9 protein-coding genes are annotated in these 14451 nt (G+C 33.0%); all 9 read left to right on the top strand.

Going from position 1 to position 14451, the window contains the following annotated elements; genetic code table 11:
* The first annotated feature begins 3 nt into the window (after positions 1–3).
* The 9 genes from G628_RS0110050 (at position 4) to G628_RS17060 (ending at position 14347) form a co-directional block, all read left to right on the top strand.
* Positions 4–993, top strand: a complete 990-nt coding sequence (locus G628_RS0110050; protein ID WP_027209066.1) for an NAD-dependent epimerase/dehydratase family protein — start codon at positions 4–6, stop codon at positions 991–993.
* Between the two features lie 787 nt (positions 994–1780).
* A complete protein-coding gene (locus G628_RS0110045; RefSeq protein ID WP_026654089.1) occupies positions 1781–3070 on the top strand; it encodes an IS110 family transposase in 1290 nt (429 codons plus the stop codon).
* Between the two features lie 448 nt (positions 3071–3518).
* The gene (locus G628_RS0110040; protein WP_027209065.1) at positions 3519–4691 is read left to right on the top strand and encodes a glycosyltransferase; all 1173 of its coding nucleotides are present in this window, start codon (positions 3519–3521) and stop codon (positions 4689–4691) included.
* Between the two features lie 27 nt (positions 4692–4718).
* A complete protein-coding gene (locus tag G628_RS0110035) occupies positions 4719–5864 on the top strand; it encodes a glycoside hydrolase family 99-like domain-containing protein (protein ID WP_027209064.1) in 1146 nt (381 codons plus the stop codon).
* 44 nt (positions 5865–5908) lie between these two features.
* Positions 5909–7090 (top strand): glycosyltransferase family 4 protein, encoded by a 1182-nt coding sequence (locus G628_RS0110030; protein WP_027209063.1) that lies wholly within the window; start codon positions 5909–5911, stop codon positions 7088–7090.
* Positions 7091–7104: 14 nt separating this feature from the next.
* Positions 7105–8883 carry a hypothetical protein gene (locus G628_RS0110025; RefSeq protein ID WP_027209062.1) on the top strand — a complete coding sequence of 593 codons (1779 nt, stop codon included), beginning with the start codon at positions 7105–7107 and terminating at the stop codon, positions 8881–8883.
* A 50-nt stretch (positions 8884–8933) separates the two neighbouring features.
* Complete coding sequence (locus G628_RS18170) at positions 8934–11183, top strand: PIG-L family deacetylase (protein ID WP_051199137.1); 2250 nt, start codon at positions 8934–8936, stop codon at positions 11181–11183.
* Between the two features lie 980 nt (positions 11184–12163).
* A complete protein-coding gene (locus G628_RS0110015) occupies positions 12164–13609 on the top strand; it encodes a lipopolysaccharide biosynthesis protein (RefSeq protein WP_027209061.1) in 1446 nt (481 codons plus the stop codon).
* Positions 13610–13699: 90 nt separating this feature from the next.
* The gene (locus G628_RS17060) at positions 13700–14347 is read left to right on the top strand and encodes a class I SAM-dependent methyltransferase (RefSeq protein WP_051199136.1); all 648 of its coding nucleotides are present in this window, start codon (positions 13700–13702) and stop codon (positions 14345–14347) included.
* Positions 14348–14451 lie beyond the last annotated feature (104 nt).

The following is a 14451-nucleotide window of genomic DNA, read 5'->3' as shown; positions in this document are numbered from 1 at the left end:
AAAATGAGGGTTTTAGTGACCGGAGGAACGGGGTTTGTAGGAAGCTGCTTGGTTCCAGAGTTAGTAAAGCGTGGATATGAAGTAGTTTGCCTAGTAAGAAGCATAGAAAAAGGTAAAAAAATTTTTGGAGATACAGTCACTTTTATTGAAGGGGATGTGACAGATCCTTTTGCGCTTAAGGCGATTCCTAATAACATTGAGTATGCAATACATTTGGCTGCTGTTGGACATGTATCCGCCGTGACGGAAGAGTCTTACAAATTATTTGTTGGTGTAAATGAAAGTGGTACGAAGAACATTATAGATGAACTGAGTTCACGAAAGAATTTCGAAAGATTTGTTCATTTTAGTAGTACAGCAGCAATGGGACTAATAGGAATACCGATTCAGGATGAGAATTCAATTCCAAATCCGGTTACTCCATATCAGAAGAGTAAGAATAGAAGCGAAAAGATTGTTGCGCAAGCTGCAAGTGAAGGATTCCCGACTGTAGTTATACGTCCATGCATGATATATGGTGTTGGCGGATATGGTGAGTTTTATAAGTTTTGCAGATTGATGAAAAAGGGGGCGTTTCCAAAGGTTGGTTTAGGAAAAAATCTGACTCCACTAGTATATGTTACTGATGTAGTAAATGCAGCAATTCTTGCTATGGAAAAAGGAACTGTTGGTGAAACATATATAGTAGCTTCTGAGTCCTCAATTAAGATGGATGATTTCAGAAAACTAGTAGTAAAAAGCATTGGTGTGAGGTCTCCATATTTTTATGTTCCGGCATGGGTTGCATTGTTTGGAGCAAAATTAATAGAGCTTATTAGTGCACGTATTGGTAAAGAACCAATTGCAACCGTGACCAATATTAGGTCTACTATAATGGATAGGACTTTTGATATTAGTAAGGCTAAGAAAGAATTGGGATATAATCCTATGGTGAATTTTGAGGAAGGGATAAAGAAAACTGTAGAATGGTATAAGGATCAAGGGAAACTATAGATAACACTTACCCTGCTAGTTATAATGACTGTATTAATAGTATATGTAATGAAGTAGAAATATTTATAGCAAAGAATGATGTTGAGTGGGCTTTTTTAGACTACTTTGGTATTTTAGTATATCGAAAAGAAAAACATACTTAGAGTGTTAAGGCTTGAAGTGGATGAAAGTATGAATTGAATGACGAGTTTCTCTATAAAACACGAAATGATTCAGAAAGGGTGTGAATTATGAAAACGGACTCAGAGTGAAAGATTTTCATACAATGAAAATTGTTGCAAGTATGTAAACGTATGATGCACATAAGTCGGATATCGAGTTGATGAGTATGTAGAGCTATGCATAAGGCAAGAAGTAATGCTAGAGCGCAAAGTTATATATGCAGATGAAGACATGAATCTGTTTTAAGGCAGGTTAAAAAGGAAAATATTAAGATTTACGTTCTTTCGGAGTATTATTTTTACAATACGTGAAATACTATCATCAGTATTGTTTTAGAGACATTAGTCTTCATAAGAATAACATGACGTTTGATAATGTGGGATGGATAGCTTCATATATTGATATGCTGAAGAACGATAATGTATTGGGCTGGATTAAGGCTATGTATGGCGGGGAGAGTATTCTAATAGCACCGTAAAGACGGTGTATTCATATTTGTTTTATTATGTTAGGGAGCATTCCTGTAATTCATAAATAGCGCCAATTGAATAAAAAAGAACCTCAAGGTAAGATTGAGATGCATCTTGGCGGATGTAACAAAACAATCAGACACCGGAGGTTCCACATGAATTATACACAGAATGAAAAAATCGAACAAGTAACAGATTCAACATTAGTAATCGGTATTGATATCGGAAGCCAGACACATTATGCCAGAGCTTTTGATAACAGAGGCCGAGAGCTTACAAGAAAGGTTTTCTCATTCGGGAATGACATTGAAGGATTCAACACATTTAATCAGTGGGCTGAAAATATAAAGACAGAAAAGAATAAGACCAAAGTTATGATAGGCTGTGAGCCTACGGGTCACTACTGGTTTGCTTTTGCGAAGTATGTAGGTGAACATGATAAGACATTAGTAATGGTCAACCCTTTCTCCGTCAAGAAGATCAAAGAACTGGATGATAACAGCCCTAAGAAAACAGATGCTAAGGATCCAAAGACAATAGCAAAGCTGGTAATAGATGGAAGGTATTCAATTCCATACATGCCAGAAGGCATTTATGCTGAGATAAGAGATTTGGTATACAGCCGTGACAGGATAGTTAAGCAGCATAACATATCTGCTAACAGAATCCAGAGATGGCTTGCAATACACTTCCCTGAGTACTTAGGGATTTACACAAGGTTTGATGCTACAAGTGGTCTGGCGGTGCTTGAAAAAGCACCTCTGCCTAAAGATGTAATAGCGCTTGGAGTAAGCGGAATCAGAAAGATCTGGCATGATAAAAAGATGCGTGGCCGTGGTGTAACTGAAGATAGGGCAAAGACCCTGGTAGAAGCTGCGCACAATAGTGTCGGACTTGATGGTGGAGCCGGAACAAGAAGCGAATTATACATGCTGCTTGAAGAGCACAGGCTTTGGATTTCACAGTTAGAGGCTGTTGAAAAGGCAATTGTACAAACAGTCCTAAAAGTGGATCACGTGGAGAAGTTACTCGCCATTAAAGGAGTAGGGGTAATTACAATAGCAGGATTCATTGCTGAGGTAGGTGATATCAGACGTTTTAAGTCACCTAAACAGATACAGAAATATGCAGGACTTGAGCTTGTAGAAAACAGCTCAGGAAAGCATAAAGGAAGATCTAGGATCAGCAAGCGAGGAAGACGGAAGCTCAGAAGAATACTGTATCAGGTAATGATTCCATTACTTGCCAGTAACAAAGAGTTCAGAGGAATCTATGATTACTACGTTACCAGAGTTAAGAATCCGCTAAAGCGTAGACAGGCAATGATTGCCGTTAGCTGCAAGTTAATCCGTGTATTCTATGCGGTATTAACAAAAGGTATGGATTATGACAGGTTCAAGATGATGTCAGATATCCATCGTAATAGCGAGCTTATAGCCGCTTAAGCAACAACTAGTACTGTAAACAGGTAAGCGTCCGCCATGATTGGTGCTGTGAAACAGGAATGCAAAAGTATATACAACAGAGTAGAGCCAGTAGCTGCGTTGACATTTTTTATAGGGCTATGACCCTGAGGTGGGAGCATGAGCAGCACCCGACTATGGATAAACAGAACGAAGGAATTTAGGACTCGTCAGAGGACGATGATCCTGGTAGACATGAGAGGTTAGTTACTGTAGGTGAAGAGGGAGAAAAGAAGGCCATCATAAAGAAAAAACAATGACGTTCTTCTTTTTGTACCATTTATCATCAGAAATGGGCTCATAGAAGCCACTTCATATCCAGATAACCCTACTTTGGGATATATATGTAACTCGTAAACTGTTTAACAAATGCCGTATTTACTAGGTTTTTTTGTTAAACATCAACAAAAGAAAATAGAGAGAAAATCAAATGATATATATCGTATTTTTTTCTACTCCGTATAAAGAAAAAAACAAGACTGATGGAGGGGCAAATTTTGCTAGAAGAATAATTAGAAGAATGGCGGAGTATGATAAAAAACAAAAATTTACCGTTTTATATCCAGATTGGTATGAAATTAGTAATACAAGCGAACCGGTCTTATGCAAATACATCAATATTGTTTGGGTTAAGGTTAGTTCTATTCTTGACTATGATTTTAAAAGAGGAGATATCCTTTTTTATCCACTAATTTATAAGGTGCGAGACTTTAAAGAAATAGTACTTTTAAAGAAGAAAAATAGTTCAATCAAGGTATTTGTAACAATTCATGATCTTCGTTGGCTTAAATATGAATGGGATAAAGATGAAAAATATTACTACCAAGGAATGTCAAAACTACTATTTTTGTCACCGGTATTGAAAAGGTTGGCTTATTTTGTAGTAAGAAGTCTTTTTCAAAAAAGAATTGTAGTTAAATGTTTAAAAAATGTTGACAAGATATTTACTGTCTCTAACTATTCCATGCAAGAAATTATAATGCTTTATCCCCGTGCACCTGTAAAATACTATTATGCAAACGATGTTGATGCAATAAACAATGTCGGATGTTGTGATGTTGCAAATGACTATGTTTTATTTGTGAGTGGCGGGAGGCGTGTAAAGAATTTAATACATGCATTAAAGGGGTTTCAGATATATAAACAAAAAAATCCGGAAAGTTTATTGAGAATGTATGTCACAGGCATAGGGGATGAGCTATTCGATAGACTATGCGATGGTGCTAGAGTAAACCAAAAAGTAAAAGGGGAAATTGACCATGATCAGTATGTATCAAATATACAATTGGCGAAACTCTATAATGGATGTAAGTTTCTTCTATATACTACAAAAAGCGAGGGGTTTGGACTTCCAATTTTGGAGGCAGCATATTATGGAAAAACATCTATAGCGTCAAACATCACTGCTGTTCCTGAAGTTCTAGGTGCAGCAGTAAGATATGTAGAACCAAATGATGATGCTGCTATAGCAGAAGAAATATTCTTTTTATGTGATGATAATAATCTTAAGGAATATGAAAATCGGATAAAGACAGGAATAGAGCTGGCTATAAGACGTATCGAGTATGAGCAGGAAATGTTTGTTAAGGATATATTATTCTAGGTACTTTTTAGGAAGGAAGTTTTAATATTGAAAGTCATAGCATTTTATTTGCCACAATTTCATCCTATTCCAGAGAATGATAAGTTGTGGGGAACTGGATTTACGGAGTGGACAAATGTAAAAAAAGCAAAAAAATATAAAGATGATCAATACCAGCCTAGAGAGCCACTAAATGATAACTATTATGACCTTCGGGACATTAGTGTTATTAGGTGGCAAACTGAACTTGCTAAAGAATATGGTATATATGGTTTTTGTATTTATCATTACTGGTTTAATGGTAAGTTGTTGCTTGAGAAACCATTAGAAATGATGCTAGAGGCTAAAGACATAAAATTTCCTTATTGCATATGTTGGGCAAATGAGAATTGGACAAATCAATGGAAAGCTAATACAAACTATGAGGTTTTTTTTGAGCAAAAGTATGGTAATCGTAATGATTGGGAGAACCATTTTGAGTATTTGTATCAGTTTTTTATTGATGATAGATACATAAAGATTAATGGTAAACCGTTACTTGTAATATATAGGCCGGATATCATAGAAAATATTGATGAAATGCTTTATTTTTGGAATGAAAAAGCTAAAGAGTATGGCTTAAAAGGTTTATGCTTTGCATATCAGAAAGTTGATGAGGCTTTCTTTAATTTTGAGAATGGGAAAGATAAAATGTTTGATTATCACATTGAATATCAGCCGTCATCTGTTATGAATTGGGCTCAATCGAAAAAAATGAAAAAAATAGTTGAGATTAAACGCAAAGTTTTTAGGTGGTTGGGAGAACATCTTGATACAAATGTTTTCACTACTATTATTGTAAAAACTGGGGGAATGGCGAGGGATTATGACAAAGACTGGACCGCAATTTTGAAACATGAGCCAAAATCTAGAAAAGATGTTCCGTGTGCGTTTGTTGATTGGGATAATACTCCTAGAAGAGGGCGTAGAGGGATATACTATAAAAATGTTTCTTGCAAATCATTTGGCGCATATTTTAAAGAATTAATAAAAAAAGCAGAAAAGCAATATGCCAAGGATTTTTTGTTTGTGTTTGCTTGGAATGAATGGGCTGAAGGGGGATATTTAGAACCTGATAAAAAGAATAGATATGGATATCTTGAAGCAATTAAAGAGGCTTTAGTAAATGCTGATTCTATATTCGAAAATTATTGATTTTTGCTTTTGAACATGACTAATAAAAATATGGGGAGCTAGTAATGGGGGTAAATATAGATAGTATCCTTTTTGTATCACATGAATTTGGAGTTGGAGGAGCTACTAGAAGTTTGATTTCGTTAATCAAGGGAATAAACTATATCTTTCCTGAGATACAATGTCAGGTATTAGTTCCATTAAAACACGGAAAAAAGAATAAAGCTTGTGATTTATTTGAACAAAATGGTGTTAGATATAAAAATATGCTTTATAGGAATGATTATAAAAAAGTTACAGATGGCTATTCTTTTAAATATTTCATATATGATCTTATAAATCAGTTTGCAGTTAATAAAATTGGGAAATACATTAGTAAAGAACATTTTAGTTTAATATGTAGTAATTCGACCGCAGTAAGTGTAGGTGGGGCTGCGGCGATTAATAAAAGGATTCCACATATACAATATATCAGAGAAATGATGGAAGAAGATTTCCAGATTGAATATAGAGATAAAGGACTTATTAAAGATATTATAGAGAAATCAGATGGGGTGGTTTTTAACTCGGGATTTGTTAGAGAAAAATATATAGCGTTATATGATATTCAAAGTGAAGTAATGTTTCATGTGGGAATAAATGTTCAAGAATTCTACTATGAAAAACATGATCTTTTTAAGAAGAAAAATATAAATATTATACAAATAGGTACTTTTAAAGATGGGAAAGGAACTAAAAATTCAATAGAGATTATGAAAAGATTGCGAGATCATGGCGCTGATAATTTTGTAATGACTTTTGTGGGAGGAGGAGATAATAAGTATATTGATGAAATGAAAAGTCTCATAACGAAATATGAATTAGAGCAGAATATTAAAATAGTCGATTATACAAATTGCATAAATCAATATCTGAATGATGCAGATATATTCATAATGAACTCTTTTTCAGAAGGATTTGGAAGAGTTACAGTAGAGGCAATGGCAGCTGGATGCTTAGTTCTTGCTAGGAATGCAGGCGGCACAAAAGAAATAGTTACGGATGGAAATACAGGATTGCTTTTTAATAATGAAGATGAAGCAGCTGACAAAATAGTAGAAGTGTTGGCTGAAAAAGAAAAATATATAGAAGTAGCATTAAGAGGCCAGAAATATGCAATGGATAATTATGGCGAAATAAAAACTGCTAAGTTATTTATGGATTTTTGCATGAGTCAACTAAAAAACGTTAATTCATCATTAGAATAATAGTGAAGAAATATATGGGAGTAAAATCTGTGCTAAGAAACCACTTTATAGAGAAGAGACGTATTCTTTTATTGATGATTTTGTTTCATGCGGTTATATGCATTGGAATTACTATGATTGGAAAACCATTACATACTACCACTGATGAGCTAGGAGCCCTTGTCAGTTCAGCTAAAATAGCTGGACTAGATTGGTCAGGGGTAATACAAAATTGTGGATATTATGGATTTGGATGGTACTGGAGTTTTTTTTGGGTGTTTAAAATAACTGATAATCCTTTTGTTATATATCAGATTATTAGAGTATTAACTGCTATTCTGAGGATAGCTATAGTTCCAATAGCTTATTATATATCAAATAATCTCTTTCATAACGATGAAAAAGATTCACAAATACTAGCTTTTGTTGCGCCAATGCTGTGCTATTCTGGACTTGGTAACCTGTCGAATGATATTGCTTTAGAGACGTTTTTTTGGATTTTATTACTTATTTTGTGTCAATTTATTCACGAAGAAGAGATGCATAAAAGATTTATGCTTTCTGGAGCAATATTAGTAATAAGCATGTATACGCTAACGATACATACGCGAGCATTAGTACCTTGTATAGCTATAGCGATATTGATGGTTTTTTTTTCGTTTTTTTATAAACGATACGGATTATTATTTTTAGTGGTTTTGTCAGTAATATTTAAATATATAATTGAAAAATTTATCGCTATATATCAATTAGAAGTATGGAACAATGGTGGTGACAAGTTAAGAAATGCTACCGTAATAGTAAAAATGCCAATGAATCTATTTGATCCTATAACATGGAATGTGTGGCTTGATATGGTTCTAGGCATGTTATCTTCTGAGCAGATGATTACTTGCGGAGTGTTTGCCATTAGTGAAATAGTGATTGTTTTCTTTTTGTATGGAATTATCTTCCAAAGAAAAAAAATCAATGTTGATTATTTTGTTTTTTTTGTGGTGCCTATTATGTGTATAGGAGCAGTTATTTTATCATTGCTTTTTTCGGGATGGGCTACTAGTATGTATGATGTTTGGGAAAAAAAAGATGTGAACGTATACTATGCATTTAAGTCTTTATGTAATGTTCGATATTGGGGAGTATTTGCTTCACCATTATTGTTTGCGTCATTATCATGGCTATTCAATCATGTTGAAAAAATGAGGATTGTTTTAAGATATAGCTTGGCAATAATGATTTTTAATACTATCTTTTTTTCTTTTGTGATAATTCCTTTGGTAAATAGAAACAGTGATGCAGCTTCTTTGTTTGCAGGAATAACAGGATATAAAAGAGGGGATAATTTAGATAATAATTATTACTATTGTTTAGTACTAATTGGGTTAGCGATAAGTGTTTTTGTTGGATTCTTATTGTATATCGAAAAAAAGCAGTATGCAATTATAGCTCTTACTATACTACTTTGTTGCGAGATGTATAATAAAACATTTAATTATGATTTGGATGTTAGAGGTAAGGTGTTCGCTGGTATTGATGCATCATATAAAATGAAAGAAGTAATTGAGAATTCAAATATAACAATAGGTGATATTTATATAAACGAATCTTCTGATAAAGATAATAATTGGAAAATATATGCAGTTGCACAATTTTATTTTAATAGGTATAAAGTTGTAGATATGATTCCAGAAAATATAAAAGAAAACGACATTATTATTTCTACATATGAAGATAGTAATATTCTAAAAAAATATAAAGGTATTACTGAGTATAAGATGGATAATAATGAATACTGGTATACATTTTTATCTATATAATAGCCTAAATGGTGTGTGAATTATTTAAGGAAAGGATGGAGTTTGCTTAAATGAAGAAGCTTTTACTCATAGTTCCACATCAAGATGATGAAATTAATATTTTTGGAACAATTAATTCAAGAGCGGTGAAAGAACAAATAGAAACATCTGTGATATTTGTGACTAATGGAGATTATTATTCTGAAAAGACTAAGAAAAGGATGATGGAGGCAGCTGATTCTTGCAAGTTACAGGGAATTAGTCATGTATATTATCTAGGCTACGGTGTGGGAAGTGGAGATAATTGTTGTAAACATATTTATGATACAAGAGAAAAAGATGAAATTGTTATATCAAAAGCTGGAAAAGATAAAACATATGGAGTGGGGAATTCTGTCGATTTTGCAATGCTTTTTAGAGGAAAGCACAGTCCATATAAATTTAGCTCATTAAAAAATGATTTAAAAAGCTGCATAAAGAAAGTCAATCCCGATATAATAATATGCAATGATTATGACAGTCATCCGGATCATAGAATGGTATCTATTATTTCTGATGAAATTATAGGTGAATTAGTCAAAGAAAACAGCAGTTTTAAACCAATATATTTAAAAAAATTTTCCTACGTTGGAGTATGGAGTGGTATAGCAGATTATTTTACTAGGCCAATGAAAGAAACAACTGAAATTGCTTTTCATGAATCAGATAGTTCTTTTTTTAATTATTATGATACCAAGATGGCAGTAAGGATAAATGTTAATAAGGAAATGTATCCAATGCTATTTTGGAAATCACCAGTATATCAATGGTTAAAAATCTATAAGTCGCAAGCAGCAGTTTTGCATTTTCCACAAATTGTAAATGCGGATGCTATATATTATTACAAGCCGACATATAATTTGGCATTGAGGGCTAGAATAGAGGTGTCTTCTGGTAATCCGACTTTTTTAAATGACTTCAAATATATAGATAGTAGTAACATATGTAGTATGCATGATAGTTCTAAGGATTATTTATGTTGTACATGGGTTCCAGATGCTAAAGATGAAAAAAAAAGTATTATCATATATTTTGAAGAAAGTGTAAATGTTAAGTATGTGGTATTTCATCAATCTTTGAAAACTAGCGAGTATATAAGTAGGATATCTATTGAAGCGGGGCGATGGAAGAAACAAATATCATTAACAGGCAAGCTTGTTGAAGCTGTTTCTATACAAATAGATGAATTGGTTTCATCGGTAAAAATATGCATTCTTCAAAACTGTAGTGAATGTTGCGGTTTTAGAGAAATTGAAGTGTATGATAAGGAGTACGTTTTTGGCTGGGAGGATTCAATTTTTTTGCCATATAATTTGGATAAAAAAACACTATTTTCAGTACGGTTAGATTTTTTTGAGTTACTTTTTAAGCTTGATATGTTTTGGGAATTTAGATGTAAAAAAATAATTTTAAAATATGCGCCTAGCATAATTAGGGCTGTGATAGATGATCCCGAGCGAATAAGAGCGATAGCTACCGAGAGGATTCTTCCTGTAGGCTCATTAAAGAAAAATAAAAGGAATGAGAAAGTAATTGTATCTCTCACAAGCTATCCTCAAAGATTTAATACACTTTATCTGACTATTCGAAGTTTACTGCATCAAAGTTATAAACCTGACATGATAATTTTATATCTTGGAGAGGATTCAAAAGGAGTCATGTTGCCTCCGGAAATAGTAAGGCTAAAAAAGAAGGGATTAGAAATACAATATTGTAATGGAAATGTCAAATCTTATAAGAAAATATACTATGCTTTAAAAGATTTTCCACATTCAATAGTAATTACTGTTGATGATGATTTGTTATATGAAAGAGATATGATAAAACAGCTTTTACAATCATATCAAAAATATCCTGATTGTATTTCAGCTAAAAGAGTACATCGGATGAGAAAAACAAAGAATAATATATTACTTAATTATGATAATTGGGACTATGAATATACGAAATGTGTAGTTCCTTGTCATTCACTATTAGCAACAACCGGTGCTGGAACATTATTTCCGCCGGGGGTTTTCACAAAGGTAGATTTCAATATAGAAAATGCTATGAAATTATGTCCAAGCGCAGATGACATTTGGATTAAATTTCTTGCATTAACGAGCAACACTAAAATTGTATTTGTTCCAGGAAAACAGATTATGCCAAAAGAAATAATAAAAGAAAGTGAGGGGGCACTTAAGATTATTAATTGTTTACATGGCGGAAATGATAAGAGCATTATGCTTGCACAGGATTATTTTGGAATTAATTTGTGTGATTATGCCATATGGCATGAATAATAATACTAATGTTGATTATTATTAGATGGCGTATACATGAAATACAAATTGTACATTACTAAATTTTTCCATATAAAATTGGACTTGCACCTTGGAAATTAAATAGTTTAGCTAAAATAAAAGCATATGTAGCTTGCACTACGCATATATCTTGACAAATCAGCAAGGAAGTCATTAATGAATGACTACATTTGAACTCCGGTGAAATTGAAGTTTTTGCATATATTTTCAAACATGACATGGAGTATAAGTTCCATAGCATGCGAGAGGATTATATCTTCCATTGCATCCACAAGGAAGAAGAATTCTTCCAGTGTGCGCAAATCCTTATTTTGGCGATTGGTTATTGCCAGTAACATATATTTGTAAATACAATTGCTATATGTGCTGTTGGTGCATCATATAAGAGACTTCTGCATTTTACAACAAGGTTAAGAGTTTATTTGCAGGCCTTGAAAAACAACTCTATATTTCAGCGTTTACCATAAATGCGGATAATCTTTTTCCATCATAAATGTATCTGACTTTTGAACTTTTCTTTACCATGGTGTTAAAGATCTTTTAGTTTGTCACCCGAGTAGATCTCAGCTCAGGTTGCTGTTTATAGTTCCTGATGGCTCAAAGGGGCTAATGCTACCCATTACCATCATTTTTGAAATATGGAATTACGTTCGTTGTATCTTGCAAATTTTATATGGGACGGGTATCACAGGGGGAAGAACAATCTCGTCACTGGGGCTGTGGATTGTAACAGTGTTTTTACCTTTAGAGATATCAATACCAACTGAGGTTATTAAAATACTGCTTTGAGATGTATTAGCAATGGTTAATTCCAGTTTCCTCATTGCCATTTTTATTCTAACAGCTTAAGTAATAAGAAGATGACATTCGGCCTGAAGGGCAGGAATATCAACTATGTAATAGTAGTTTTGTTGTTTGAATGGCCTGTTCAAGCTTTTATATATGGAGAAAACAAATAAATGAGCAAATCTGGATATAGATATTTGTTACAGAATATAGGGATATTGACATTTGGTTTTTTGTCAACCAAAATTTTGGCGTTTTTTCTTGTTCCATTTTATACCAGAATACTTACGCCAACGGAATATGGTATATACGAGTTGATTTCAACAATTGTTACCATTTTGATACCTATTCTATCGCTAAATATTCAAGAGGGAGTTTTAAGATTTTCATTGGATACAAGTCTTGAACAACAAAAAGAGATTTTTTCGCTTGGCCTACAAACGGTTCTTGTTAGTACAATATTGTTATTTATTGGAGTGTTATTAAACCATTACTTTCAGCTAGTAACAATTATTGATGAATATTGTTTTTTTTTCATTCTTATGTTCAATGTTAATGCGGTTAGCCAATTGGTTTATAGTTTTATTAGGGGAATTGATAGAATAAAAGATTTCGCAATAGCAGGCGTGGTTTCAAGCGTTGTTGGGCTGTCAATGAATATTTTGTTGTTAGCTGTTTTGAAATGGGGACTTTGGGGCTATTTTATAGCAGGAATTCTATCTGGAATAGCCGCTATAATATATTTGACATTAAGGGCTAGGTTATGGAGTTATATAGTTGTTAAGAAATCAAATAATCATATAAGGTTTTTAGTTTTTAAATATAGTGTTCCTACTATATTTAATTCCATAGGATGGTGGGTGACTGATGCTTCTGATAGATTAGTGGTTACGTCGATTGTAGGTGTTGAGGCAAATGGTATATATTCTATCGCTTACAAAATACCTTCAGTACTATGTGTTTTACAGACGATTTTTAACAGGGCTTGGTTATTGTCCTCGGTTAAGGAATATGATCCAAGTGACAAAAGTGGTTTTTTTTCTAGAACATACAATATATATAATTCTGTAATGGTAATAGTTTGTGCAGTGATAGTCATTTTTTCAAAACAAATATCTAGGCTTCTTTTCGCCAAGGATTTTTTTGATGCATGGATTTACACTCCATTTTTGACTATTTCAGTTGTGTTTGGAGCAATGGCAGGACTAATGGAGGGAGTGTTCTGTGCTGCAAAAGATACTAAACTAAATGGTATTACGACTGTGATAGGGGCTGTTATTAATCTTTTACTTAGTATAGCAATGGTTAGATGTATTGGACCTATGGGAGCAGCAGTATCAACTTTGATAACTTATATCTTTATATGGTGTGTGCGTCTTTTCTTCGTAAGAAAATATATTTTATTTAAAATGTATATTGTCAGAGACGTTGTCAGCTATATTTTACTTATATTGATATCGGTTTTTTTATTTGTATTTGAAAATGCTTCTCAATACTTCGCTATTAGCTTTATGGTGATTGGCGTTCTTATGATTTTATATCGACAGGAGTATATTCATTTAGTGGGAGAGATTTTCAAAGTAGTACATGAATTAGAGCATAAAAAGTTGGATCATTAAAGCGTTAAAAATGTCGTGAAAACGCAGAATGGTTATTATTTAGTTTGAATTTACTATTATTTTTCATAAACAAGGAAGGGGAACTGTATAATGTTTAGTATTAAAAAAAATAAGTGGAATGGGAGTGCAAATTACTGGGAAAATAGATACAAAAAAGGGGGGAATAGTGGTGCGGGTTCTTATAATAGATTGGCGGATTTTAAGGCGGAGATAGTTAATGGGCTTATTGAGGACGCTAATATTTCAACGGTTATTGAATGGGGATGTGGTGATGGTAATCAATTGTCTTTAATGAAGTATCCCCAGTATATAGGATATGATGTATCAAAAACTGCAATAGAATTATGCAAAAAGAAATATACTAATGATAATACAAAACAGTTTTATTGGACTGGTGATAAAATATTTAGCCCATCTATGGCAGATATGGTTGTTTCATTAGATGTCATATTTCATTTGGTTGAAGATGATGTATTTGAGGATTATATGAAAAAAATTTTTGAATCTTGTAAAAAAATGTTGGTAATTTATTCGTCAAACATTGATGATAATTATGTTGAGGGAAACCACTGTAGAAATAGGAAGTTTACAGACTGGATACAAAGTCATAAGCAGTATTCTGAAAACTGGGAACTGTATAAATATATTAAAAATAAGTATCCATTTGATGGTATTGACGGAGAAAATACTTCCATTTCAGATTTCTATATATATGTTAAAAAAGAAGAATATATGTAAGCGCTAAATTTGTCAAACGGCGAATTGAGAGCGGGGGTTATTGCAAATTGATTTCTGCGATTTCTCCGCTTGAACGGCGCAGTCTTTTCGCTAACAGCATGATT

Origin of the sequence: Butyrivibrio hungatei NK4A153 (assembly GCF_000424465.1) — a bacterium.
Classification (GTDB): Bacteria; Bacillota; Clostridia; order Lachnospirales; family Lachnospiraceae; genus Butyrivibrio; species Butyrivibrio hungatei_A.
Note: the sequence above shows the minus strand (reverse complement) of the source record. Positions and strands in the feature narration are given on the sequence as shown.

Excerpts from the sequence above, each read along its gene's own strand:
- G628_RS0110050 (WP_027209066.1), top strand. The coding sequence starts at position 4 with ATGAGGGTTTTAGTGACCGGAGGAACGGGGTTTGTAGGAAGCTGCTTG.
- G628_RS0110045 (WP_026654089.1), top strand. The coding sequence starts at position 1,781 with ATGAATTATACACAGAATGAAAAAATCGAACAAGTAACAGATTCAACA.
- G628_RS0110040 (WP_027209065.1), top strand. The coding sequence starts at position 3,519 with ATGATATATATCGTATTTTTTTCTACTCCGTATAAAGAAAAAAACAAG.
- G628_RS0110030 (WP_027209063.1), top strand. The coding sequence starts at position 5,909 with ATGGGGGTAAATATAGATAGTATCCTTTTTGTATCACATGAATTTGGA.
- G628_RS0110025 (WP_027209062.1), top strand. The coding sequence starts at position 7,105 with ATGGGAGTAAAATCTGTGCTAAGAAACCACTTTATAGAGAAGAGACGT.
- G628_RS18170 (WP_051199137.1), top strand. The coding sequence starts at position 8,934 with ATGAAGAAGCTTTTACTCATAGTTCCACATCAAGATGATGAAATTAAT.
- G628_RS0110015 (WP_027209061.1), top strand. The coding sequence starts at position 12,164 with ATGAGCAAATCTGGATATAGATATTTGTTACAGAATATAGGGATATTG.
- G628_RS17060 (WP_051199136.1), top strand. The coding sequence starts at position 13,700 with ATGTTTAGTATTAAAAAAAATAAGTGGAATGGGAGTGCAAATTACTGG.